The organism is Nesterenkonia sp. HG001 (assembly GCF_034438835.1).
In the GTDB taxonomy this organism is placed as follows: Bacteria; Actinomycetota; Actinomycetes; order Actinomycetales; family Micrococcaceae; genus Nesterenkonia; species Nesterenkonia xinjiangensis.
In genome coordinates, this window is sequence record NZ_JAOSZD010000015.1 from 1 (window position 1) to 25,451 (window position 25,451).

23 protein-coding genes are annotated in these 25,451 nt (G+C 67.1%); 15 read left to right on the top strand and 8 right to left on the bottom strand.

From position 1 onward, the window contains the following. Positions 1–102: 102 nt before the first annotated feature. The 6 genes from ODE13_RS16540 to ODE13_RS16565 form a co-directional block, all read right to left on the bottom strand. Positions 103–2,016 (bottom strand): hypothetical protein, encoded by a 1,914-nt coding sequence (locus ODE13_RS16540; RefSeq protein WP_322480255.1) that lies wholly within the window; start codon positions 2,014–2,016, stop codon positions 103–105. Between the two features lie 87 nt (positions 2,017–2,103). Continuing rightward, complete coding sequence (locus ODE13_RS16545) at positions 2,104–2,460, bottom strand: sulfate permease (RefSeq protein ID WP_322480256.1); 357 nt, start codon at positions 2,458–2,460, stop codon at positions 2,104–2,106. A gap of 145 nt (positions 2,461–2,605) precedes the next feature. Then, positions 2,606–6,145, bottom strand: coding sequence for a MobF family relaxase (gene mobF, locus ODE13_RS16550; protein WP_322480271.1), 3,540 nt, complete (start codon positions 6,143–6,145; stop codon positions 2,606–2,608). A 113-nt stretch (positions 6,146–6,258) separates the two neighbouring features. After that, on the bottom strand, positions 6,259–6,735 hold the full coding sequence (locus ODE13_RS16555; protein WP_322480257.1) for an HIT family protein: 477 nt from the start codon (positions 6,733–6,735) through the stop codon (positions 6,259–6,261). Beyond that, positions 6,732–7,517 carry a macro domain-containing protein gene (locus tag ODE13_RS16560; RefSeq protein ID WP_322480258.1) on the bottom strand — a complete coding sequence of 262 codons (786 nt, stop codon included), beginning with the start codon at positions 7,515–7,517 and terminating at the stop codon, positions 6,732–6,734. Before ODE13_RS16560 ends, ODE13_RS16555 begins: the two co-directional genes overlap by 4 nt. 53 nt (positions 7,518–7,570) lie before the next feature. Further along, a complete protein-coding gene (locus ODE13_RS16565; RefSeq protein WP_322480259.1) occupies positions 7,571–8,089 on the bottom strand; it encodes a TIR domain-containing protein in 519 nt (172 codons plus the stop codon). Positions 8,090–8,734: 645 nt separating this feature from the next. Here ODE13_RS16565 and ODE13_RS16570 point away from each other — a divergent pair. Beyond that, positions 8,735–9,853 (top strand): hypothetical protein, encoded by a 1,119-nt coding sequence (locus ODE13_RS16570; RefSeq protein ID WP_322480260.1) that lies wholly within the window; start codon positions 8,735–8,737, stop codon positions 9,851–9,853. A gap of 192 nt (positions 9,854–10,045) precedes the next feature. Here ODE13_RS16570 and ODE13_RS16575 read toward each other — a convergent pair whose 3' ends face one another. Then, entirely contained in the window at positions 10,046–10,615 is a 570-nt protein-coding gene (locus tag ODE13_RS16575) for a TetR/AcrR family transcriptional regulator (protein WP_131103662.1), read from the bottom strand. 36 nt (positions 10,616–10,651) lie between these two features. Then, positions 10,652–12,181, bottom strand: a complete 1,530-nt coding sequence (locus tag ODE13_RS16580) for an MFS transporter (RefSeq protein ID WP_322480261.1) — start codon at positions 12,179–12,181, stop codon at positions 10,652–10,654. 196 nt (positions 12,182–12,377) lie between these two features. Here ODE13_RS16580 and ODE13_RS16585 point away from each other — a divergent pair, with 196 nt between their 5' ends. The 14 genes from ODE13_RS16585 to ODE13_RS16650 form a co-directional block, all read left to right on the top strand. After that, entirely contained in the window at positions 12,378–13,241 is an 864-nt protein-coding gene (locus ODE13_RS16585) for a helix-turn-helix domain-containing protein (RefSeq protein WP_416210756.1), read from the top strand. 295 nt (positions 13,242–13,536) lie between these two features. After that, positions 13,537–13,662, top strand: coding sequence for a hypothetical protein (locus ODE13_RS16590; RefSeq protein ID WP_322480263.1), 126 nt, complete (start codon positions 13,537–13,539; stop codon positions 13,660–13,662). Between the two features lie 312 nt (positions 13,663–13,974). Continuing rightward, positions 13,975–15,156, top strand: coding sequence for a Cmx/CmrA family chloramphenicol efflux MFS transporter (locus ODE13_RS16595; protein WP_131103660.1), 1,182 nt, complete (start codon positions 13,975–13,977; stop codon positions 15,154–15,156). A 437-nt stretch (positions 15,157–15,593) separates the two neighbouring features. Next, the gene (locus ODE13_RS16600) at positions 15,594–16,778 is read left to right on the top strand and encodes a radical SAM protein (RefSeq protein WP_322480264.1); all 1,185 of its coding nucleotides are present in this window, start codon (positions 15,594–15,596) and stop codon (positions 16,776–16,778) included. A gap of 79 nt (positions 16,779–16,857) precedes the next feature. After that, positions 16,858–17,055, top strand: a complete 198-nt coding sequence (rpmF, locus tag ODE13_RS16605; protein WP_131103659.1) for a 50S ribosomal protein L32 — start codon at positions 16,858–16,860, stop codon at positions 17,053–17,055. Between the two features lie 100 nt (positions 17,056–17,155). Then, positions 17,156–18,103, top strand: a complete 948-nt coding sequence (locus ODE13_RS16610) for a helix-turn-helix domain-containing protein (protein ID WP_131103658.1) — start codon at positions 17,156–17,158, stop codon at positions 18,101–18,103. A gap of 235 nt (positions 18,104–18,338) precedes the next feature. Further along, positions 18,339–19,454 (top strand): ArdC-like ssDNA-binding domain-containing protein, encoded by a 1,116-nt coding sequence (locus ODE13_RS16615; protein WP_322480265.1) that lies wholly within the window; start codon positions 18,339–18,341, stop codon positions 19,452–19,454. Further along, positions 19,454–20,410, top strand: coding sequence for a bifunctional DNA primase/polymerase (locus ODE13_RS16620; protein ID WP_322480266.1), 957 nt, complete (start codon positions 19,454–19,456; stop codon positions 20,408–20,410). The genes ODE13_RS16615 and ODE13_RS16620 overlap by 1 nt, the downstream gene beginning before the upstream one ends. Further along, positions 20,410–21,228, top strand: a complete 819-nt coding sequence (locus ODE13_RS16625) for a DUF2637 domain-containing protein (RefSeq protein WP_322480267.1) — start codon at positions 20,410–20,412, stop codon at positions 21,226–21,228. The genes ODE13_RS16620 and ODE13_RS16625 overlap by 1 nt, the downstream gene beginning before the upstream one ends. After that, complete coding sequence (locus ODE13_RS16630; RefSeq protein WP_131103655.1) at positions 21,225–21,674, top strand: hypothetical protein; 450 nt, start codon at positions 21,225–21,227, stop codon at positions 21,672–21,674. Before ODE13_RS16625 ends, ODE13_RS16630 begins: the two co-directional genes overlap by 4 nt. A gap of 89 nt (positions 21,675–21,763) precedes the next feature. Then, on the top strand, positions 21,764–22,681 hold the full coding sequence (locus ODE13_RS16635; RefSeq protein WP_322480268.1) for a hypothetical protein: 918 nt from the start codon (positions 21,764–21,766) through the stop codon (positions 22,679–22,681). Then, positions 22,678–23,688 (top strand): ParB N-terminal domain-containing protein, encoded by a 1,011-nt coding sequence (locus ODE13_RS16640; RefSeq protein ID WP_322480269.1) that lies wholly within the window; start codon positions 22,678–22,680, stop codon positions 23,686–23,688. Before ODE13_RS16635 ends, ODE13_RS16640 begins: the two co-directional genes overlap by 4 nt. 50 nt (positions 23,689–23,738) lie before the next feature. Then, complete coding sequence (locus tag ODE13_RS16645) at positions 23,739–24,428, top strand: hypothetical protein (protein WP_322480272.1); 690 nt, start codon at positions 23,739–23,741, stop codon at positions 24,426–24,428. A 14-nt stretch (positions 24,429–24,442) separates the two neighbouring features. Then, the coding region (locus ODE13_RS16650; RefSeq protein WP_322480270.1) for a M23 family metallopeptidase at positions 24,443–25,451 on the top strand (1,009 nt) is incomplete at its 3' end.

Genomic DNA, 25,451 nt, shown 5'->3' on the forward strand with positions numbered 1-25,451 from the left:
GGACGGCTCGAACACCTGCGCGGCTCCGCACTCGGGTTCCGCAACCTGACCAACTACATCGCCCGAAGCCTGCTCGAGACCGGCGGCTTCAGACCCCAACTTCTACACCCCCGATTGGGATGAGCCGTTCTCGTCGATGTAGCCCTTAGCCAGCAGATCGCGTCCCAAAGGAGATACGAGTTCGCTGATGATGGAGTCCAAATTGCGTTCGTCGCCATCCTCGGTTGGCATGACGAGGTCCGTCCTGGCCATTAGTTCCGCCATAGTGGCCTTCATGACGAAGTCTTTAGTCTCCAGTGCCACCCGGGAATCGCGCTCAAGGCGGGCAACATCAGTGTCTACGGCGTCGTCCAGCCCATCCGTTCGATTCCCTACCAACGCGATCAACTCGTCGAACGACAGCTTCAAGCCGCCCTGCCCAGGTCGGAGGAGTTGCACGTCATCGCGGTTCTCGTACAACGACCTCCAGAAGTCACCCGATGTCAGGCTTGCCAGCTCGTAGTCGCCTGACTGATGTCGAAGGACCGACTTGCCGCCGCGACCTGTCGCCCGGGAGACGATCGGCAGTACCTCCTGCAGCCGCTCACCGGCTGCCTGAGCATGCTTGTCCCAGAGGGCTTTCGTCCTCACCCGGTTCTGCGCCGTCTTGCTGCGTACTGCCTGATGCCGAGTTTGATACTCGACCATCTTGTGGAAGGCCCGGTGCGCCTCGTCGATCTTACTTGTGCCGAGCCGGATGGCCTCGAAGTCTTCTAGGTGGAGATTCTTGTAAACCATCATCGCGAAAAGGCGGTCCGCGGTCAGCCCTTTAAGCCCATTCTCGCCGAGCACAGATGCGCGATAGATCTCGTACTCGTTTCGGATGTTGCGGATTACGCGCATGTCGGTCAGATGGGCGCCGACGAGATTCACCAATGCGGTGGACGGCTGGTGGTCCACTTCGGCGAACTCGGCCGCGAGCAGATCCCGTGCCGAACGATGGGTGAGGAACGGAACCATCGGCACTACCAAGTCGAAAAACTTCGTCCTGTTCGCCGAAGGCGCGGACTCCAACGCCGACGCATGAAGGGCCGAAGTCTTGGCATCCTCACCGTCGGATTCCGCGTCTACTTGCAGTTCCTCGAAGATGCTGTCCCGGACCGCGTAGACAAACTGAATCGGCCGTGACTTGATCTGCTCGGAGTTGTTCAAGACGGTGTTTAGCTCCCGCAGGGTCTCGAAGATGTGCGGGTCCTTGAACCGGTCTAAATCCTCAAAGATCGCGACCTTGGTCTTAGTCCGCTGAAAGAAGTAGACAATCTCGTCCAGGTACTCGTCGAAGTACGAATTTTCTTTTGCGCTCAGCTTGACCGCTGCTCCGCCGGCGGAGACGCTCTCGACTCGTATCCGGCTCTGAAGGACACGGAGGCCCAAGAACCACACCCCGCCCACGAACACGCCAAGGGCGCCGACAGCGGCCCATGCCACCCACGCATGACCTTCGACCACGCTCGCGGGTGCCACGTCCTCGATGCGATTGACCAGTCCAAGAAGAACGGCAACTACGAAGAATCCGACTGCTACGACACCGCCCCACATCAAGGCTGGCCAAGGTTTGAACGAGTCGATGCGAAAGTACCTCGACCCTGGCATGTCCGAAGGCGGCTTCCGATAGAGGAGCTGCTTGACGATCTCCTTCTGTATGAGGTTCGTCAAGGGCGCAAGCGATCCGTCTTGCTGAATGCGTGCCCGCTTCGTGTCATCGATGCCCAGGCTCGACAACGACAAGTTGACCCACTTGATCGTGCGTTCGTCTAAACCATCCTGGACACCAAGGATGACGCTGCTCTTGCCACTGCCGTAGTGACCCGCAAGAGCGATGTTCTTCGCGGCCGTTGTGGACTTGTCGGTCAGGACGTCGAGGAGGACGGCCGCGTTGCGCCCATGGAGGTCCTCTTCGTACGCGGGTCCCAGACTCCGAAGGACGGGCACGGCAGAACTCGGTGCTGGCTGCAGTGCCGGTCGATCAGATGACATAGGTGAAATTCTATGGCAGGTGCCCGACATGACTGCGGTTCCCGGGCATCTGAGCGACGCGGCGTCGAGGTCCTCGGCTTCGCCTGGCTAGACAGTCGAGCCTGAACTCAGCGCGGCGGCGCGTCCCTCCCGTCGATGTGCACCGGCCTCGCGGAGGCGGGCTCGGATGAGCCAAGCGACGCTGGCCGGGCCGAGCCAGAGCATCTTGAATCCGTTCCAGATCGTTAGCAGGACGACCAGGTGCAACCAGCCTGGCGCACCCCGATCGATGAGACCGGCGAGCCAGATGGCGGCCGTGAAGTACGGGACGGCCAGCAGCATCACTGCTGGTCCCCACTTCATGCCGCGCCTGGCCCGTATGGCGTCAGCGAGGATGTTGGTGGGCATGTAGCAGCGCAGGAAGTTCCGGGCGTGGAGGCTGACCACTATCAGGAGGCGGAGCATGTTCGGGTCCTCTCAATCGCACGTTTCACCTGAGGAGGCAGTGCGTTGAGAAGGGCCCGGAGTCGGGCCGACCGCGTGCGGCCGAGTGGTGAGGAAGAACCTGCCTCACTCCTACGATACGCCCGAGTTCTGACATCTTGAAGGCTCACAGGCGCGGGCCGATCGGGTCATGTCCGATTGGGCGCGGTCCCGGCCCGTCCTGCTGGGGCTTGGTGATGGCCCGTGCGCGGAAGAGAGCGGCATCGGCGCGGGCATGGTCGATCTTCTGCGCCGCGATCTCTGGTTCGGGGCCTAGAGGGCGGCTGCTGGTGATCTGATAGCGGTCGCGGTAGGCCGCCACCACTCTGGCATTGCGTCGCCACGCCTTCGCTTCTTTCTCGACCTCGGGTTCGGGGCCGAGCGAGGCAGTCCAGGGCTCTTGGTCGGTGAGGGCGCTGTCCAGGACGGTGGTGGAGCGGTGCTCGATGAGCTGGCGACGTTCATCCAGAGCGTGGCGCATGTCGTCGGCCATTGGCCCGTCGGCGGACGGGATCAGTCCTGCGATCAGTCGCGGTGCCTTGCGGGTGCGGCCGGACTTGGCGGGGCGTGCGGTGGCGCGGGCGAGGCGGTGGTGAAGGACGGAGGCGATGTCGTCGGCGTCTTCGAATCCTCGCGCGGCCACGAGCCGCGGGAACAAGGTGTCGAGGTCGTGATGGTTGGCCTCGGCGCGGCGGAGTTCAGCGGTGAGCGCCCCGAACGCCTCGGACTCGATCGCGGCCTCGACCTGTTCTGCGGTCAGGCCGGAGGATCGGATGAGGGTGGCCCAGCGGTCGCGTTGGGCAGCGGCAGCAATCGTCTCGTACTCGGCGGCGAGTTGGGCGATCGAGCCCCAGTGCTCCTGCTCGGCAGTGATGGTCTCGTGTGCAGACAGCTCGGCGCCCACGTGTTGCAGGACGCCATACAGGACGGACCGGCCAGAGGCGTGGGGGTTGTCGCCCGGATGCGGCTCGGCGTGCTCGTCGGGCCGGTCGAGGATCACGTAGGCGCGGTTGGCGTGCTTGCCGCGGGTCATCGCGACGTAGAAGTTCTCCCTCGTGCTCGTCGGCTCCACCAGGACGTGTGAGGTGTCGACGGTGACGCCCTGCGACCTATGGGCGGTGGCCGCGTAACCCAGATCAACATGGTCGGTCACGTAGGCGGCGGGGAGGACGATGGAGCCGCCGAACCGGCGGCCGGTCTTGCGGATGGTGACTGAGCCGTCGTCGCGAACGTCTTTGATGGTCCAGGTGTCGCCGTTGCGGACCCAGTCCTTGCCGTTGCGCAGGCGCCGGTCGTTACGGCGGGTGATGATCGTGTCCCCGACCCCCGCCGTGGTTCCGTCTGTGAGTTCTACCTCCCGGCCTGGCGCCAGGCTGCCGTCGAGGATCAGATCAGCACGGGCGCGCTGGTTCAGAGTGGTCACGTCATCGCGGGTCTCAGCGATCAACACCGACACCAAACCCCGCTCCCGGTCTGCGCGCCACGCCGCGTACGCAGCGTCGATCATCGCGTCGCCGTCGCCCTCTCGGATACGGTCGTAATCGAGGTAGGTGTCGATCACCTCGGTGCGACCGTGCCGCAGGCTCAGGGATGCGGTCTTCTCCCAGGCGTTGGTGAAGCGGTGCACGTCGACCAGCTCGGGCGCATCGTCCCGGTCGCCCACGAGCAGGCCGAAGGCGCCGCCGGCGTCCACCGATTGGAGCTGAGCGAAGTCGCCCACTAGCAGCACCTTCGCCCCCGCCCGTTCGGCCAGGCGCGTGATCCGGTCCAGTGACAGGGTGCCGGCGAGGGAAGCTTCGTCGATGATGACGAGCTGACCCGTTTGGAAGTCCTCGCCGTGGACGAGGTGGTTCTGCCACCACTTCGCCGTGTTCTCCGTGGCGATTCCCAGGTCGTCGGCGAGGACCTGCGCAGCCACCGCCGACGGCGCTAGCCCGACCACAGAGTCGGCGCCGTGCTCGGTCTCCCACGCCCTGCGCAGCGCATTCATGGCGGTGGTCTTCCCGGCGCCCGCCGGTCCCATCAGCACGTCGAGCATCCGGCCGGAGACGGCGATCTTTGGGAGTGCGTCGGCCTGATCCTCACCGAGCACCCGTCCCTCGGCATCGGGCCGGGCGGTGATCTTCTCCACCGTCGCCACGGGCACGGTGGGTCCGGTCGTGGTGCGGGAGCGGTCCAGCAGACGGTCCTCGGCGGCTAGCAGCAGTTCCGAGGAGAACACGGTCGAGTGCTTGGGGCGGAACACGCTAGTGCCGTCCACCCGCCGGAACGCGGCCGGGCTGGCGGCGAGGTCGGGTGGCGTCAACCGCAGCGACGCAGACTCCGCAACATCGGCGATCATCCCGACGACTGCCTCGCGGTCTTGCATGGTGGCGAAGCGCCAGCCCATCGTCTGCCGGGACGCCTCGGCCATCAGATTCCACCGCCGCCACGTAGACCGCTTCTCACCCACCACCCCAACCACGGCCTGGCCGAGGTCGGTGATCGCGTCCAGCGGCACGTCGTCGGCGCGCAGTACCAGCGGCTTATCGTTGCCGGTGACGGTGCGTGCCCAGCCGGCGGCGTCCTGCCCGAGCACCTCGGTCGCTCGGGTGCGCCAGTCGTTGGTGAGGTCGGCCAGTGCCCGGACCTCCTTCTCCGGCCGCGTGGACAGGGTGGCTTGGGCGCGGAGCTTCATGATCGTCGCCGGAGACGGCCGCCGGCCACGCTTTCTCACATATTCGGCGATAAGGCGATCGGTCTCGGTGTCGATGTGCTTTGCGCGAGTCGAGAACTCGGCCACCAACTCCTCCGGCACGCTGCTGATCGCCCATGCCGGGTTGCGGTCCCGGCCCATGTCGCGGGCTTCCCACTCGACGCCGAAGGTGCGGGTCATGTGGTCGGCGAACACCGCCTCGTGCAGCTCAGACAGCGCGACCACCGCGGCATGCATCGGCCGCCCGTCCAAGCTCCGCCACTTCCCGTCCAGCACGGTCCGCACCTTGTTGCTGATGACGACGTGGGTGTGCAGATGGGGGTCGCCGGCGCGGGAGTCAAAGTGATCGAACGCCGTCGCCACCAACCCGGTGACGTCGACCTGCGCAACGGCCCCGTCGCCGGCGGTTGCACCGGAGCGGGTGGCTGCAACCTCGCGCTCCATGAACGCAACCACCTCCGCAACCGCCGCATGATGCGCCTCACCGATCAACGCCTGCGTCCCGGCGTCGGCGACCGCCCACAACGCCGAGGCCGACTTCGGAACCGAGAAGGTGAAGTCGAACCCAGCCACCGCCCGACGTCTGCCGCGTTCGGTCTCCTCGGCCTCGATCCGCGCGACCGCCTCACCCTTGGCGCCCGGACTCAGGTCCGCATCGAGGTCGGCGATGCGGGCCTCGATCCGCTCCGGCACGGACTTGTAGGCCGGGAACGCATGCCCGAGCAGCTCGCCGGTGATCGGGTCACGGCCCATGCCCATCAAGAGCTGGAGCTGAGCCTCCGACACCCGATCACCCACCGCGAGCTGACCCCCGCCGAGCGAGACGACCCCGGACCCGAGCCATTGGCCCGGTGGTGTGCCCGCCTCCGCGTAGTACCTCGTCAACGGGGTTGATAGCTGGCGGTCGCCGTCTGCGGCCACGACAGTGCGCAGCAGGTACTTGTAGCCATCGCCCGCGCTCATCACGCGCATCGAGACCGTCACCGCGCCACCGCCTTTCGGTAGGCAGGTGGGCGAGCGACGACGCGCAGGCGTCATCACCTTGGGGTGACATGGGGGACGGCCGCGTTACTGCTGGAAGGAGACTAGCGGGGTGTTGATCGGAGATCGGGGGCGATGCGGATTGCCGCCAGAATCTGTGCCGCGATCTGATCAGTCTGCTCCACGGTGAGTTCAGGAACGTCGCCGAAGTCGGTGCCTCCGCCGGTCAGAGTGCCAGCGATGTGAAAATGGAGGTGTGGAATGGCCTGGTGCGCTGCTGTGCCGTTGTTCTGCCAAACCGCGATTCCTGGGCGCTCGAACGCAGCGTCGATCGCTGCGGCGGCCCACGCGAGGGTGTCCATCATCGAATGACGCTCGTTGGGCTCGGATTCCAACAGGGTCGGGTAATGCCGCACCGGCAACACGAGCAGGTGTCCGATGCCGCGTTGTTCTCTTGTGACGAGCACAGCGATCAGATCGTCACGATAGAGAACCGTAAATGGACGCACCCCACTGAGGTAGTCGCAGAATGCGCAGGGCTCTTGCTCGGGGATGTCGAGGCTGCTCTCGCTGTCGTTCATCCGGCGACCAAGGATCGCAGGAACGCTTGGAACTCGGCGCGGTCGATCTTGCCGATCTCGTTCGGATGCACGACGAGGCGCAACTCCTTCGAGAACCGTCCGCGACGGGCGCGAAGGAGGAACGAGAACGCGATGAGCCTGACGGCGACCTCGGCCGTCAGCTCAGGGATACGGGACTGCCCCTGGCCGAGCAGCGGCACGCAGATCGGCTCTCCGTTGCCGTTGCGATCAACGGCATCCCACACACTGTCGAGGCTGTCCAGGATTCCTCGGATCGTACCCTGGGCGCGGTTGTGTTCGTCCATGCAGGTGTAGGCGACGCAGTAGTAGCGCGTCGTGCCCTCTCCGTTGAGGACAGCGACGGTCCCGACTGGATAGACGTCTTCCTTGCCGGGCTTCGTGATACTGCCCACTGGTCCGACACCTGTCAGCGCGGATGCGAGTTCGGCATCAAGTCGCGTCTGTGATCCACCGTAGATCCTATGAAGCAGGTTGCCTTGAACGCTACCGTTTTCAATGATGCCTGGCTCTGTGTCGAACGTAGTCGTCATCCCGACGAGGGCTGATGCCTTCTGCTCGAACAGGTCGCCCTCAACCAAGCGGATGCTGATGCTCTCCGAGGGAAAACTTTGCTCAGGGTCTTTTTGTCGCAGGGAGAACAACGCCCACCCCACGGCAAGGGCTCCAGCGACGGCTAGAAGCCACCACTGACCGTTCAGAAGATCGGGCGCGAAGAGCGCGAGGGCGCCGGCCACAACAGCCAACGCACCCAGGGCTTCCAAGAAGCGCCGGGCAAATCTCCCGGTGTACCGTCGTAGTGACCGCTTGTGGCGCACTACTTGTTCAGCCCCAGGCTCTCGTAAACGGACTCGTTGTAGTGGTATGGGCCGGTCTTGTCTGAGCTATTGAAGTCAGACACGTAGTTGTCCAGCGCGTACTTGATGATCGTCGGCCCGAACGACACGGACATCGTGAAGTAGTCCTTGTCAGCGAAGGGGGCAGGAATGTTGGTACCGCTCTTGCCGCGCCGGGCTCCGTCGAGATTAGCGACGACAACAGGAAGGCCAAGGGAGATGATCGCTCCGACCTCGTAGGCGAGGAACGAGGAGCCATCGCCTCCCTTGCGTCGGGCGGCAGGACTGCCAAGCAGCACGACCTGCTTCGTGTTGTTCAGACGCTCCCGCAGTCGCCGTTTGATCGTCTCAGGCGTACTCGTGTCACGCGCCTCGTAGATGTCGTGTGCGTTAGTGAAGTCGAATTCGATGTTCTTGTTCGCTCGCCAAGCCGTCATGAGCCGGTAGTTGTGGATGTCTTCGCTGGCGAAGGCGACATAGGTCTTGTTGCGGTAGCTCATCGTCGGGCTCCTGGATCGTGTCGTCGCTGAGGATCGACGGAAACCCGGACCCTAGACCCGATTCTAGCGTCGAACGGCGACGACCTCGTGCTTCTAGGCGCCTCTCCCAGAGACGCCCAGCGCGCGCGGGCGGCGCCCTCGCTTCGTCGCCGCGGACACTCCCGAGGGCACGCTGTCAGCCGCGCGACCTCGACCTGCAAGAGGCGTGGCGGCTCCATAGTGGTGGTGATTCAGGAACGACCTGGCGATCGTCGCTGACCGCTTGTCGTACTTCCAGGTGGCAGTCGCCTGGATCGGCTTCGATGGTGGCTCGCGGGGATCGCGCATCCGGCAGGTGGAGTGGCGACGACCTGACCGACATCCGGATCGAGGCTGCCCGGGTGTGCCGCAAGTGCGACCGCACTACTCCGACTCGCTACCGGCAGCACCGGCGGCAGAATGCCGCGTGATATCTGCATTCGCGGACCCTTCACTGATCGCTGATAGGATCGCGGTGTGAGTTGGCAGCAGCGATTTCTTGACCCCCGGCCGGGAGACGGCCGCGGGGTCTTCCACGTGCGCCTGTAGCTCGCTGGGTCTCCGCGGGCGCGGCCGGGGGGAGTTCTTCATCCTTCACTGGCCCAGCACCCTTCAGGAGACCCGCTCATGGCTTCCGCCGAATATCTCAGCCCTGTCCAACTCCAGCGCGCTCTCACCCTGCGCGATCTGACTGACCCGGCCCAAGGCGATCACGCGATCCAAACACTGCCCTCTACGGTCGTCGACGCGCTGCAAGGCACATGGCTGAACACGGTCCGATACGTCCGCAATCCACCGGCCGTCGCCGTCCGCGAGAACTACGACCGACTCGGCTACGACCCTGAAGACGTCACACGCGCCCGCCGCTACACCCGCTACATAAGCCCCACGGTGATGCTGCGCAGCCACACCAGCGCGGAGCTCCCCAAGGCCCTGGAGCAGTATGCCGACCGAACCGGAATCGACGAGCTGATCGTCGTACCCGGGCTGGTCTATCGCCGCGATGTCGTTGATCGAAGCCACGTAGGCGAGCCACATCAAGTGGACCTCTGGCGCATCCGAGACACCCCTGACGTCAGTGACGAGGACATGCTCGACATGATCGCGTGCATCGTGCAGTCCGTCCTTCCAGGAGCGGAGTGGCAGGTCACCGACGCGGTTCACCCGTACACGGTCGGCGGACGGCAGATCGACGTACTGCTCGACGGTGAGTGGCTGGAACTGGCCGAATGCGGTCGCATCCATCCTGAGGTACTGCGCAGCTCTGGCTTGGACCCACAGCGATGGTCAGGGTTGGCACTGGGGTTGGGGCTGGAGCGAGCGCTCATGTTGCGCAAGTCCATCCCTGACATCCGCTACCTACGCGCCCGCGATCCCCGCATCGCCGTCCAGATGCTCACGCTGGAACCGTGGCAACACGTCTCGCCACTGCCACCGGCACGGAGAGATATCTCTGTAGTCGTTGACGATGAGGAGGACGAAGAGACTCTCGGCGACCTCATCCGCGTCGCGCTGGCGGAAGACGCAGAAGTGATCGAAGCCGTCGATCTCCTGGATAGCACGCCCCACGAGGCGTTACCGGACGGCGCCCGGAGGCGCCTCGAAACCCGACCCGGTCAGAGCAACATGCTCCTGCGAATCATTTTGAGACCGATCGACCGGACCCTGACGTCGCAGGAGGCCAACACGATTCGCAATGCGATCTACCGGGCCGTGCACCAAGGACCGGTCATGGAACTCATCTGATTCTGACTCTTCTGGCGCGCCCCGTCTGAATAACGGCCGGTGTCGATGCAAGTCACGAGCACTACAGATGACAGGTACCTCCTGCGCACGGTCGCGGCCAGCGACGGCGATCGGCCCTCTCGTCGCCATGGAGGCGCGAAGACACCTTAGTTCGTTTGCAATGGGCTATCGGAGCGTTGTGACGTGGGTGCGTTACACCGGTGCTCCGATGGCTTGTGAAAGAACGCGGTGGACGTAGTCGATGTCGGCGGGGATGTTGTCGATGAGGATCGCGGTGCACAGGCCGTCGGAGGCGGCGACGAGCGTGGCGATGGCCTGCGGGTCGTCGGTGAGGGTCGAGGCGAGTTCGGCAACGTTCTCGCGCCAGTGCCGGGCTACCGGTGCCAGGGCAGGCCTGCGGGCGGCCAGCGTCGATAGTTCGCGTTCGGCCAAGGCTCGTTCGCGCCCTGGGCCGCCAGAGTTGACGATCAGCTTGGCCAGGCCGTGCAGCTTGTCACCGGGGGCGTCGATGATCTGGCGGATGTGCGCTGTGTAGGCGTCGGCCACGCTGGACAGTGCAGCGACGAGGAGATCGTCGAGGGTGGCGAAGTAGTAAGTGCTCAGACTGGTGGTGATGCCGGCCTGTTTGGCGACGGTCCGGTGGGTGACGCCTGCCGCACCGTCACGGGTGACGACAGCGAGGGTGGCATCGATGATCTCAGCGCGGCGCTTGTTGCCCCGGGCACGTCGTCCATCGATGGGGTGTTCATCGCCGTCGCTCACTGGTCCCTCCTCTGGTTTCCAGGGTAATCGAGTCCGTCACCGACGGTCGGCTTCGACATCCTGATCTTCACCGAGTGGACGGACATGGCGCAGGGCCACCAGACACAGGACAGTCGCTACGATGATGGCGCCGCCGGCCACTGCCGAGGCGATGTTCACTCCGGTGGTGAACGCTTCCTGCGCCGCTTGCACGACCTCGGCTGGGATCTGGTCGGCGACCGAGAGTGCACCCGAGAGGCTGCCGGTAAGGCTCTCGGCGATCTCGGGTGAGGTGTCTGCGGGAGCGCTCATGCGGGCGGTGTAGAGAGCGGTGCTGAGGCTACCGAGCAGCGCCACGCCGACGGCGATGCCAAGCTCTTGGACAGTCTCGGACATTGCGGCAGCCGATCCAGACTTCGCCGCCGGTGCGGCGCCGACAACGATGTCGGTGCCCAGCGCGGCGATCGCGCCGAGGCCGAGGTAGACGAACGCGAATCCGACCACCACGGCTACGGTGTCGCCGGTACCGGCCGTTGCCAGCAGCGCATAGCCGATCACCGACAGGCCCAGCGTGGCCGACATCACTAGGCCCGGTCGTACATGCCGGGCAACCAAGGGTGCACCGATAGCGGCGGCGAACATGGCCAAGGCCGGGGGTCCCATCCACAGACCCGCGGTGAAAGGGGTGAGGCCCTCGACGAGCTGGAGATACTGAGTGACCAGATACATGGTGCCGCCCACCCCGATGAGCCCGATCAGCAGCACGGCCAGTGCCGCGGAGAAGGCTCGGTTGGTGAACAACGTGACGTCCAACAACGGCGAAGCCAGACGTCGTTGCCGGCGCACGAACAGCACACTCGCGGCCGCACCGACGGCGACGAGGATCGCTGTGCTCGCATCCACGCCGTAGGAGGCGGCATGCTTGACGGCGTAGATGCCCGGCAGGATCGCGGCCAGGGACAGGGCGACACTGGCCAGGTCCAGTCGCCCGGCCTGGGGGTCGGCGTACTCGGGCAGCACGATCTTCGCGCCGACCAGGACGACGATCGCGATGGGGACCGCGAGCAGGAACGCCGCGCCCCACCAGAACGCATCGACCAGCGCACCACCGACCACGGGGCCGGCCGCCATCCCCAGGGCGAACATCGTGGCCCACACACCGATCGCGACCGCGCGTTGACGCACGTCGGCGAACATGTTGGAGATCAGCGACAGGGTCGAGGGCATCAGCGTGGCGCCGGCGATCCCGAGCAGGGCGCGTGCCAGGATCAGCAGCTCGGCGCTGGGAGCAAACGCCGCGAAGACCGACGCGATCGCGAACGCCGTCATGCCGATCAGGAGCAGGCGGCGCCTGCCGATGCGGTCGCCCAGTGTCCCCATGGTGATGAGAAGCCCGGCAATGAAGAAGCCGTAGGCGTCCATGATCCACAGCGTTTGGGTGGCCGAGGGGTCGAGCGCCGCAGACATGCTCGGCAGCACCAGATACAGCGCAGTCACATCCAGGCCCAGTAGCACGGTCGGCAGCGCCAACAGGGCCAGGCCCGCCCACTCGCGCGCTCCCGCCCGTCGGGTTGCAACCTCTGACATGACAGCCTCCTCTGAAGTAGGTACTTGAACGATAGTACAAGTAGAACTATCGTTCAAGCATGTGGGGAGAGCAGTCGCGAGAGCACCGACGCACCCCCGCCCGTGCAGGAGCGCGCCGGTGGATGTGCGGCGCGTAGCGCGATCCTCTGAGCGGCCGGCCGAGAGCTTCTCGCCGATCCTCGCCCGCTCAGGCACGATTCATCGCCCGATCGCTCCGGTCGCGTATGACTGTGTGAAGTTGATCTTCGTTCGGCACGGCTCGGCGATCCTGCTCAGCGAGTTCGGCGAAAAGCCCGTCACGGCTGGTGACGTCGTCGCACTCGGGGCGAACACGCTGTGCGGGAGCGAGCCCGAGGACTCGATCACGGTCACCACGTTGTACCTGGACCGCGATTACGTCGTGGACCAGGTGTTCTGGCAGCACGCAGCCCTGCTGGCCGACCGGCTGGATGCTCAAGACCTCGCCGACGAGTTGTACTCCGAACCGGCCCAGATACTCCACCTCGGCGAGGACCGCTCCGGCATGCTGATGCCGTGGCTGGACGAGATGGTCGCGCTCAGCGTCGACGGACCGTCACCGAAGAAGTTCTATCGCCTCCAGGCGCTGCTGTTCGCTGTCCTCGACGTGATCACTCCCTACGTCAGGACCACCGACGCGAGGCGGACGCCGACGCAGCGCAGGGCCATGCTGCCCGGTCTGCCCCTCTGCCGTCACTTCTCACCGTTGCGGACTGAGGTCCGCACATCAGTCGAGCTTCTACGCAGCGGCCCCGAACAGCGGTGGACTCTCCAGGAGCTAGCCACCGCGGTGCACCTGTCGCCATCACAGCTCGGACGGCTGTTTGTCGATGCTTATGGGAAGACACCGATGACCTACCTGTCGACGCTGCGTGCCGAACGATTGGCCCGGTTGCTGCGCGAGACCGATCTTCCCGTCGAGGCAGCAATGCGTCAGGTCGGCTGGTACAGCCGGGGCCACGCCGCCCGCATGTTCCGCCAGGCAGTCGGTGTGACCCCGAACCGTTATCGGCAACTCAGCCGACAGAGGACAAAGCCCTGAGCCGCGATACGGATCGCCGCATCCGCGATACGAGTATCCGCATCATCGCCGGTCTGTGAACCAGGGGCGGCTTACGGGCTGGTAGTCCGGTGGGGACTCGTCGGGTTCACCGCCGTGCCTGTCGGTCACATCGCTCGTTCCGTTGGTCGCTGATCGAGGACATCTTCGACGCTGGGGACGCTACGCCGACGCCATCGCAAGATGGGAACACATCACCGGACGAGACGCCCCGGCACCAGCCCTCCTGAACGACGACATTGGACCACGGCCAGCACCGGAGTTCGTGGAGTGGCTCATGGGACTCCCCGCCGGCTGGGTCACCGACTCTGGACACAGGCTCACCCCGAATCAGCAGATCGCGGCGCTCGGCAATGGAGTGCTGCCGTTGCAGGCAGCGGCGGCGCTCACCTCTAGCAGTTGACACTCCTGGCGAACGGTGCTGCCAGTCGGCCGTCACCACCTGTAGGTAGCCGCCCACACAAGGGTTGGCGATAGGTTGCGATGCAAAATCCGCCGTCTGTGGCCTGGTACGCTGGACTCGTGAGTTCTCCCGAAGCAAGCAGAGTGGGGCTATCGGTCCGCCGGTAGCCCGAGATGCTGTAGTTCCTTCCTGATTCCCAGCGCGCGCCCTGTCGGGCGGCGCTGTTCTTTGTGAATCCTCACGCATCCGAAGCGCCTGCGGTGCCGACCGCGCCGTTCACTCTCGTCATCTCTTGCTTCGGAAGGCATTTTCATGCCCATTGTGTTGTACATCCTTGCCCTCGCTGTGTTCGCGCAGGGCACCTCTGAGTTCGTCCTGGCCGGTCTGCTGCCCGGCATCGCCGGCGACCTCGATATCTCGCTCGCGCAGGCCGGTCTGCTGACCTCGGCCTTCGCGGTCGGCATGGCGCTGGGAGCGCCTGTCATGGCCGCGGTCGGTCGCAAACTCTCACCGCGCTGGACCATGAGCGGGTTTCTGGCCCTGTTCATCCTCGCGCACGTCATCGGCGCCACGGCGGAGAGCTTCGGGCTCCTGTTCGCCACCCGGGTCGTGGCGGCGCTGGCGAACGCGGGTTTCCTCGCGGTCGCCCTCTCCACGGTCACGCACCTCGTCCCGGCTCACTCCCGTGCCCGTGCGCTGGCGGTGATCCTCGGTGGCACGACGCTGGCCCTGATCGCCGGTGTCCCGGCGGGAGCATTGGTCGGCAACGCCCTGGGCTGGCGGGCCACCTTGTGGGCGATCGCCCTTGTCTCGGTGCCGGCGCTGATCGCGGTGCTCATCGCCACCCCGACACGCGCGGCGCAGACAGACCACGCTGTGGCGCGACGGTCTCTGACCGGTGAGTTGCGGACGTTGCGGCTGCGGCCGGTCCAGCTGAACATCGTCATGGGGGTCCTGGTCAACGCGGCCACGTTCTGCTCCTTCACCTACCTCGCCGTCATCGCCGGCACACGAGCCGGGGTCAGCGAAGCCCTGGTGCCTCTGTTGCTGGGGGTGTTCGGTCTCGGCGCGTTCTGCGGTGTGACTGCGGCAGGTCGGCTCGCGGACCGGAGCTGGCGCCAGGTGATCCGAGTGACCGGCCCGCTGCTGGTGCTCGGCTGGGTGCTGCTGACGGTGATGGTCGATAGCCAGCCGGTGCTGTGGGTGCTGGCGCTGCTCCTCGGGGCGCTCTCCTTCGCGCTGGGCAGCACGCTGATCGGCCGGATCATGGCAACCGCGGGCGACGCGCCGTCCATGAGCGGGTCGTTCGCCACGGTCGCGATGAACCTCGGCGCGGTCATCGGGCCGATCGCCGGCGGGGTGGCCATCGAGCTGGTCGGCGTGCGCGGTCCGCTCGCGGTCAGCGCGCTCCTGGTGCTTGGCGCCGTCGGCCTCGGGTGGGCGATGGGACGCGCCCGTGCAGATCGGCCGCGGACGACAGTGCCCGTGGCCTGAGCGGACACGCTGGTTGCGGCCCGACCTGAAATGTGCATCCGGCGGTGGGCCTGACAAGGCTCGGACCCACCGCCGGGGCCAGCCAGCTCAGTCGCTGTCGTGGACGACGCGTGTCCGCGGGCGGCAAGCACCTATGCGGTAGCACCGGCCGGGCGTCGCGTGCTAACGTGGGTGCCATGTCGACCCCGATCGCAGACAGAGCCTAGCCACCGGAAGGATTCGGTGGCTAGATCTCGCTGACCGCCACTTCTTCGGCGCGAACGGGTCTTCCGCAGGCACATCGTGCCGGTTCGACGGAACATTCTGGACCCTCTTCCTGTGGTCCAATTCCGTTCTTGAACTGAATTTCATCGGCTGCTGCCACGCTGCTTTGTCCTTCCGCTGAGTCGGTCGCGTCCACCGCGCGATCTACCTCACTACCCGGAAGGTTCTCCCTCGTGGTCACTCCCAGCTATCCCACCAATCTCGCTGCCGGCATTCCTGCACGGCGAACGGGAAGCCCGGCCCTGCCGATTCCTCCGCCCAACAGCCATCTAGAGCGCATTCGCCGCCTGCTCGATAAGCATGGTCAGCCCGATTATCAGTTCACCGCGCTGCTCCAAGGCCTCCGCGCAGGCCGGACCGCACGCTTCGGCGACGCCCACCACCTTCCACGGCTCGTACGCGACGACCTCGAAGCACGGCTGGGACCGATAATCCTGCCCGCGACGGTTGTGAGCAGCAGCGAAGACGCATCCGTAGAGAAGGTCCTCTTCTCCGGCGACAAGCCCGGCTATTTCGAGGCAGTGCGCTCACGCTTCCGCGACGGCTGGTCATCGATCTGCCTGTCCTCGCAGTCCGGTTGCGGCCTGGCCTGCACGTTCTGCGCCACCGGTGCGGTCGGGCTCGTCAGGAACCTGGACGCCGAGGAGATTCTGGCGCAGGCCCTCTACGCCCCTTGGCAGCGCGACCGTGCGTTTCCCGTGAAGAGCATTGCCTTCATGGGCATGGGCGAACCCCTCGCCAATCCCCGCATCTTCACGGCACTGGACATGCTGACCGACCCGCAGGTCGGCGGCTGGTCCCCGCGACGGATCACAGTGTCCACGGTCGGATTCGCGCCACGACTGGCCCAACTCGTCGCCCAGCACCCGCACGTCACCATCACTCTCTCGGTCCATTCACCGTTCCCGGACCAGCGCTCCATCCTGATCCCGTTGCAGAAGCGATTCCCGCTCGAGGCAAGCGTGGACATCCTGGACCGCCACGTGGCTGCGACTCGCCGGCGTGTGTTCTTGGCCTACCTGCTGATCGATGGCGTCAACGACAGCGCCGAACACGCAGAACACCTCGCGCGTCTGGTGAAGCACCGATCACGACCGGACCTTTTCAAGGTCAGCGTCATTGCCTACAACGAAGCCGCAGGCGTGACCGCTCCGTACCGGCGTCCAGCCACCCGGACCGTCCAAGAGTTCGTCGCGTGCCTGAGGTCGGCCGGCGTGGCGGTCAGCCGGCGTCAGCAGTTCGGCGCGGGCATCGACGCCGCGTGCGGGCAACTCCACGCCGACTATCTCAACGCCCGCGACGCTCCACATACCCCACCGACCCCACGCCAAGCAGCGACGGGAGGTGACACGCCGTGATGCCACTGGTCGGCAGAGACCCGCCGGTAGGTGGGCTCGTTCCCACGCCCACATCAACGTACTCGAAAGGAGAACCGCCATGGCATCCTCGGGATTCCGGCGGAAGTCACGCTCGCGCACCAGATCACGCCGCTCGCAGTGGAAGGCAACCCCGCCGCAGACCACGACCTGCCCCAACCCTGCGTGCGGAAAGCCCACGCTGCCACACCGGGCGTGCTCTAGCTGCGGCCAATATCGGGGCCGTCAGGTCCTGACGCCGCAGACGATGCAGCGCTGACCACCCCACAGATCGCGGCGACGGCCCCACCAAGACAACGGGGTCGTCGCCGCGTCACGTCCAGGCCGAGTCCCCCACGGCCTCGACCGGGTCCGGCATCATGCCCTCCACCGCGCGAGCACCAACTCGACAACAACCGGCATCGCGGCAAGACTTCCATCCAATCCTCGCGCGCAGCCGCACAATCCACACCCCGACTGCGCCGGTCGCCTATGACTGCGTGAGACTCATCTTCGTCCGCAACGGTTCGGCGATTCTGCTGAGCGAGTTCGGCGAGAAGCCAGTCACAGTCGGCGATGTGATCGTGCTCGGCTCGAACACCCTGTGCGGAAGCGAGCCCGAAGGCTCGATCACGGTCACCACGCTCTACCTGGACCGCGACTACGTGATCGATCAGGTGTTCTGGCAGCACGCCGCCCTGCTGGCCGACCGCCTCGATGCGCAGGACTTCGCCGAGGAGCTGTACTCCGAACCCGCGCAGACACTCCACCTCGGCGAGGACCGTTCCGGGATACTCATGCCCTGGCTCGACGAGTTGGTGGCTCTGAGCCTGGACGGGCCGTCACCGGATCGGTTCTACCGGATGCAAGCACTGCTGTTCGCTGTCCTCGACGTGGTCGCGCCCCACGTGAAGACGACGCCGGCGCGCCGATCGCCGACTCAACACCGGGCGGCGCATCCGAGTCCACCGCGCCACCGTAGATTCGTGCCCTTGCGGCAGGAGGCACGAGAGGCCGTCGAGTTGCTGCGTGCCGATCCTGCCGGGCGGTGGAAGCTCCAGGGCCTGGCCGAGGCGGTGCATCTGTCGCCTTCGCAGCTCGGTCGGGTGTTCGTCGACGCTTACGGGAAGTCTCCGATGACGTACCTGGTCACCATCCGCGCTGAGCAGCTCGCCCGGTTGTTGCGTGAGACCGACCTGCGGATCGAGGAGGCGATGCGGCGGGTCGGCTGGCACAGCCGAGGTCACGCCGCTCGGATGTTCCGCCAAGCCGTGGGCGTCACCCCGACGCGCTACCGGGAACTGAGCCGACAGAAGACTGCCGCCTGAGAAGGTCCTGGCGATACAGATCGCCGCAATGCCGATACAGGTATCCGCATCATCGCCCGCCTCTGCGGCCGAGACCGCTCAGGGGCTGATAGTCCGGTACGGACTCGTCGGGTTCACCACACGCCTGGCGGTCACATCGTCCGTTGTCCGTCTCGTCATTGCTGGTGATCCCGGCGCACCTGATGGTCACCGAGCCCGATCGGCCCGGTGCTCAGGGTATCGGGAGGACACGACGATGGCCACGACACGGGAGCAAGCACAAGCCGCACGGGCGGCGAAGCTCGACGAGCTGCACGAGCGCCTCACCGGCGCGGTCGAACAGCTCGTCTCCGGCGAGGACTGGGCGCGGGCGCTCGCGTTCGCAGCACGGTTCAGGACCAGATCGTTCTCCAACACGCTGCTGATCTGGGAACAGCACCAAGGCGCCTACGAGGCCGGGCTCGTGCCCGACCCGTTCCCGTCCTACGTCGCCGGGTATCAGCAGTGGCAGGGTCTCGGTCGGCAGGTGCAGAAGGGCCAGCCGGGGTATCAGATTCTCGCCCCAGTGACAGGCCGCTTCGCCTCATCGAACCTCACAGATGTGGAGTCGTGGCGGCGGCTGGGCAAGGGTGAGAAGCCGCGTGCCGGTGAGGTCGTGCGAACGCGGATGGTCGGGGTCCGGCCCGCTTACGTGTGGGACGTCTCCCAGACAACCGGTGATCCGATCCCCGAACCGCCCGCGCCGCGGCTGCTGGAGGGCGAAGCGCCGGCCGGGTTGTGGGAGGGCCTGGCGGCGCAGGTCGAGGCGTCCGGCTTCTCGGTGTTGCGGGTGCCGCACGAGGGCATGATCCGCGGCGCCAACGGGCTGACCGACTACACCGCGAACACCGTCGCGGTGCGCGAGAACATGGACCCGGCCGCCCAGGTCAAGACCCTCGCCCACGAACTCGGCCACGTCCTCCTCCATGGACCCGATGCCGAGGAGGCCCGGCAGCATCGCGGCATCGGCGAGGTCGAAGCCGAGTCCGTGGCCTTGATGGTCGGTGCCGCGCACGGGATGGACACCTCCGGTTACACGATCCCGTACGTCTCCACCTGGGCGGCCCGCGTCGACGGGAAAGAGCCGGTGGAGGTGGTCAAGGCCACCGGGGAGCGGGTCCGCAAGACCGCCCTGGCGATCCTGGACCAGCTCGACACGACCCAGGTCGGTGACGGCACCCCGCCAGGTCTGGACCGGGACGCGACCCGCCGCGACGCACCCGCACCGGCATCGCCGGTGCCGGAGCCGGCTTCGCCGCGGCAGGCGACTCCATCGCTTGAACCGGCCGCCAGACCCGTACCGGTGTCGGCGTTCGAGGGGCGGGGGCTGTGATGACCACGCACGGTGCCGTCTCCTCGGTCCTGCTGCGGATGAACGCGGCGTGGCCGCTCTCGGCCGCCGCACGAGAGCTCGCGTCCGCGGGAGTACCGGTCTTCCCCTGCGCACCGTGGGGGAAGCGGCCGGCCACCGGACACGGGTTCCACGACGCCACCACGGACCTGGATCAGGTCGAGGCGTGGTGGCGGCAGTCGCCCGGAGCGAACATCGGCGTGCCGACCGGCGCCGCGTCGGGCGCGGTCGTGGTGGACGTGGACGTGCATGGCCCGGTCGATGGGCGCGCCAGTTTCGACCGCGCCGCCCGCGCCGGGCTGGTGGAGGGGTGGGAGCTGCTGGTGCGCACGCCCACGGGCGGACTGCATGCCTACTACCCGGCCACACCCGACGCGGAGCAGCGGTCGTGGCAGGCGGCTCGTGCTGGGATCGACTTTCGTGGCGACGGCGGCTACATCATCGTCCCACCCTCGGCCCGCTCCATCGAGGGCACCACGGTCAGCTACCAGATCGAGGAGGTCAACACCGGCCCCGCCAGCACGCTGGACGCGCAGCGGTTGCGGGACTTCCTCGACCCCCGCCCCATATCCCGATCCAGACCCGCGGGTCTGGATCGTGGTGTCGATGTGTCGCGGCTGGCAGCGTGGGTCGCGGCCCGTGGCGAAGGAGAGCGGAACCGTGGCCTGTTCTGGGCGGCGTGCCGGTTCGCAGAGAACGGGCTCCCGGCGTCGGATGCGCTCGATGTGCTCACCGCAGCCGCCGGGCACGCCGGACTCGCCGAGCGCGAGATCACCGCCACAGTCCGCTCCGCCTACCGCACCGTCCACCCCACACCCGCCCTCCTCGAACCCTCGTCCCCGGCACGGAGGGCCTCGTTTCTGGCCGCGGACGGCTGGTTCGACCGCAACACCAGCACCCGCCCGTCGGCAGGGCCGTCGAGGGCGCGGGGGCTGTGATGACCACCCCAGTCACCAGCAACACGGTCGCAAGCAGGGCGGCCGGGCGCCGCTGGGCGGTGGTGACGGCGGTGTCCGGGACAGTGTTCATCGCCGCCGGCGCCTTCTGGCTCTCCTTCACCGCGCTGGCAGACCTCGCCGCCAGAAGCGGGATCGGTGCCGGGCAGGCGTGGGCGTGGCCGCTGATCGTGGACGGCATCATCGTCGTGGCCACCGTCGCCGTCGTCGCCCTCGCCCGCCACAAGTCGGCCTGGTATCCGTGGGTGCTGCTGATCGGCGGCGCCGCGGTCTCGGTGACCGCCAACGCCATCCATGCCGTGGTCGCCGCCGATGCTGATGTGCCCGGCGTGCTGGCCGCAGCCGTGGCGGCGGTGCCGCCGGTGGTGCTGCTGGCGATCACCCACCTGACCGTCATCCTCACCCGACCACTCCCAACAGCCACCGACCCCGACACCGACACCGACACGGGCATGGTCGCCCTTGACCGGGTCGCGCTCGTGGAGCAGCCGACGCAGCCGTCCGCGCCCGTCGAAGCGCCGGAACCGAGTCTGCTCCCGGTGCCAGCGTCGGCGGAGCCCGCCGCAGATGGGGACAGCGCGCCAGTTGCCCCGCCGCCGGTGGTCGAAAGTACCCGGCACACGCGGGCCGGCGTCACGCGCTCGGATCGGCGTGAGCGCGCCGCGAAGCTGCGTGAGCAGGGGTGGTCGAACAAGCGCATCGCCCGTGAACTCGGCGTGCACCCGTCCACGGTGGGCCGCTGGTTCACGCACGCGCACCTTCCCGACAAGCAAACCGTCGAGGAGGCGAAGACACCATGAACACCACAGACCCTGCCCGCCATCAGCACGAGCGCCGGCTGAACGCACCCGAGCCGACCAAGGACCACTCGGTCCAAGAGGACCCGGAGAAGGCGGGGACGCCGGAGGCGGTGCAGGCCGCCAGGGTCGCCCAACGCAACCGTTCCGGCAAGGCCACGATCGCGGATAGCGCGCGGCGGGCGCGGGGTGTGGAGTGGGTGCGGCCCACCGATCTGCTCGCCCGGCGGTCGGCGACGGTGGCGGGGCGTGGTATCGACTTCGAGGTCGAGTTGGCCCGTCGCACCCGTAAGGTCACCGCCCACGTTACGCGGGCCGGCGGCCGCGGTCTCGGCAAGGCCGCGACGGTGATCAGTGAGCGGGCGCGGCGGCTGCCGGATGTCTCGGAGTTCGGCCGCGGGAACCGGCACCAGTCGTGGGTGTCCCGTTCGGGGATCGGGCTGGGGTGACCTGACATGCGCACTCCCATCATCACGTCGCCCTGGCAGTCGGTGGTGTGGGGACGTGCGTGCACCTACCTGTCAGGAGGTGCCCGACCATGACCACCAACCTGCACGACCGACAGGCCCCAGGGAGCGAGGACTTCACCACCAGCGACGGGCTGCGGACGCTGCTGACCCGGCTCCACGCCGCGGGAGCGGGCTCGTGGAGCGGTGATCCGGTGGCCGCGGAGCTGATGGCCTACACCGCGACCAAGTACGAACCCCTCGCCAGGAAGCACGGCCTGGACCCGTGGGAGGCAGCGTCGGCGGCGTTCAAGGTGATGATCACCCGCGCCGCCCGAGAAGCACGCGACCCGTGGGCGGTGATCACGCACGCGGTGCGGATCACCTGCATCTTCGAAGAACGCGCCCAAGGCCTGCTCTGCTCGGTGCATCAGGCCCGCCGCCCGCACGTCTCGGCGTTCCACGACCCGGAACGGTTCTCCGACCGGGAGAACGCGCTGGTGGACTATCACCCGGCCTTCCACATCACCGACCCCCACAACCACGACGACGGCGACGACGCGGAGACGGACGCTGCCGGGGCAGGCTCCGATGATGGTGGGCGCGGCTCGGATCGGGCGTGCATGTCCGCGGGGTCGGCGGCCGAGGACGCCATCGCGCTGTTCACGCTGTTGGGCTGGGACCCGGCCACCACCAGGGCTGGGGTGGAGCATGTCTGCGGGGCGCTGACCAAGACCGGCACCCGCCAGGCCGCCTACGAGGCGCTGCGGCGGGACAAGCACGCCCGCGCGCTGCTGGACATCCCACGTTCCTCGTGGACCGCGCTGCTGCGCGCCTTGTTGGGCAACCCGCATCCCGCGTACGCCGCCACGACCGCGGGGCGGGGTGTGCTGCTGCGGCTGCTGATCGGCGAGACCCTGCCGGTGCTGCTGCGCGATGACGACCTCATCCTGACCATCTCCCTGGCCGCACCTGGCCACCACGACGAGCCTGGTGGTGATCGGTCGTGACCGCGCCAACCGGGTACATCGAGTTGGAGCGCACCGTCGACTCCATCCGCGTCGGGCGCCGACACCGGACCGCGTTCGGCAACATCGACGAACTCGCCACCTCGATCAACCGCGACGGGCTGTTGCAGCCCATCACCATCACCCCCGACGGGGTGCTGGTGTGCGGGGCACGCCGGTTGGCGGCGATCAAGAAGCTCGGCTGGCGCAAGGTCAACGTCTGGGTCCGCTCCGGTATCTCCGACCGCCTCGGACACCTGCTCGCCGAACAGGACGACAACGTGCTCCACAAGCCGCTGACCCAGACCGAGGCCGCGGCTCTGTATCGGGAACTGAAGGCGCTGATGGCCGAGGACGCTGAGCGCAGGAGGGCCGCGACGCAGTTCAGCCGGGAACGACAGCCAGGAAACGACGGTCCCGGCGAATCGCCGGAACCGTCAGGACGACTCGGAGAAGCGCGTGAGCAGGCCGCCCGCATGGTCACCGGCACCGCCTCCTACAAGCGACTCGAACAGGTCGGCTACCTCCAGAAGCTCGCCGAAGACCCCGCCCAACCCGCCGAACTAAGAGCACGAGTCAGCGCTGAGCTGGAGCGCATCGACGCCGGGGCTGCCGTGCATCCGATCTTTGAGGCGATCCACGCCGCCGCCCAGAACGCGCAGGCCGAACGTGAGACCGACCTGCATCAGCTCGCCGCCGACGCCCTCGCCCGCGCCAAGGACGCCAAGAAGACCCGCACACCACGCCCCCGACCGGTCCCCGACGACGAGGGCGAGCCTGCCCGGTACCCGGTGCGGGCATTCGTGCTCACCTGGGGCGAGCTAGCCGGCTGGTGGACCCACTACGACGCCGAACACCTCGCCGCCGAGTTGACCGATGAGCAGATCGACTCGTTCCTGACCACCGCCGAGGGCACCAGCCGCTTCGCCGAGGAACTGCGCACCCTGCGCGACCGCGACACCGCTGACGATGAGCCGGTGCCGGCGCGCGCACATCTGCGCGCCCTCTGACGGCCACCCTCCCTCTGGCTCGGTTGATGGCGGGCGTGCACCTGGTGGGTATGAAGACTCCCGATCTCTCCGAACCTCGGACCCGCCACCGGCTCATCGCCGCCCTCGCCGCGGCGGTCGTCGTCCTCGTGCTCGCCGGTGTGGGCGTCTACGGCCTCTTGGTCGGTCCACCCAGCCCGGACCGGGACGATGACGGCGACCGCCCTGAGCCGAGTGTCACCGCGCCGTTCGATCCGGTGCCCGCGACCACGCCGCGGCTGCCGGTCGTGCGGGCGTCGGATGATCCAGGGACCTTCGCCCGCAACGTCGCCACCGTGTTGTTCGAGTGGGACACCGCGTCGGGGTTCATGCCCCTGGACTACACCAGCGTGGTCCTCGACGTCGGCGACCCCACCGGCGAAGAGCAGGCCGGGCTCGCCTCCGACATCGCCGCCTACCTCCCGTCCCGGGATGCCTGGCTGGAGTTGCGGCAGTACGCCACTGCCCAGCACCTCGCCATCGACAACACGTTCGTCCCCGACGCGTGGGCGACCGCGGTCGAGCAGGCGCAACCCGGGCAGCTTGCCGAGGGCACTGTCGCGGTCACGATCGAGGGCACCCGCCACCGCGATGGCCTGTGGAACGACGAGCAGGTGACCTCCGAGCACGCGGTGGCGTTCACGGTGTTCGTGGTCTGCGGCCCGACCTACGAGACCTGTCATCTGCTGCGGCTGTCCCAGCCCGACAACCCCCTCCGATAGGTCGGTGACATGTCGTGTTGAAGAAGCTCGTCGTCGCCGCCCTCGCCCTCGTCTTCCTCGCGCCGTCGCTGGTGTTGATCGGGATCGGCGTGTTGATGAACCCGGCCCTGACGGCCACCGGCTCCTGCACCATCCCCGGCGGCTCGAACGTCACCGTCGGCGACGTCCCCGACGAACTGACCGTGACGACGGCGAACGGGGAGAAGTTCACCCTGAACCGGACCCAGCTCACCCATGCGGCCACGATCATCGAGACCGGCAACAGCATCGACGGGATCACCCGCGACGGTCTGGTGATCGCGCTCATGGCGGCACTGACCGAGAGCACCGTGCGGATGCTCGCGAACACCGGCGCCTACCCGGAGTCCGCGGACTACCCGAACGACGGCGACGGCTCCGACCACGACTCCCTGGGCTTGTTTCAGATGCGGCCGCAGTCGGGGTGGGGCACGGTCGCGGAGCTGATGGACCCCGTCTACCAAGCTGAGGCGTTCTTCGGCGGCCCCACCGGACCCAACCACCCCTCACCCCGGGGTCTGCTGGACATTCCCGGGTGGGAGGAGATGGACAAGGGCGAGGCCGCCCAAGCCGTCGAAGTCAGCGCGTATCCGGACCGGTACCGCAACTACGAGCCCGTCGCCGAAACCATCCTCACCGCACTCACGTCGACCACAACGACGGCCGGGGCGGGCGCGTCCGCCGGCGATGCCGTGGTCCCGGCTGCACAGCAAGTGGCGGCGGTGGGGTCGTCGCGGGTGGTGTTCCCGATGCCCGAGGGCACCTGGGTGCTCACCAGCGAGTACGGGCCGCGGGTGCATCCGATCACCGGCGAGGACTCCTTCCACACCGGCACCGACTTCGCCGCACCCGACGGCACACCCCTCCTCGCCGCTGCGGACGGCACCGTCACCGTCGCCGAGTTCTCCGGCGGCTACGGCGGGCTCATCGTCATCGAACACACCCTCAACGGGCAGACCGTCGCGACCGCGTACGGGCACATGTGGGAGACCGGCATCCACGTCC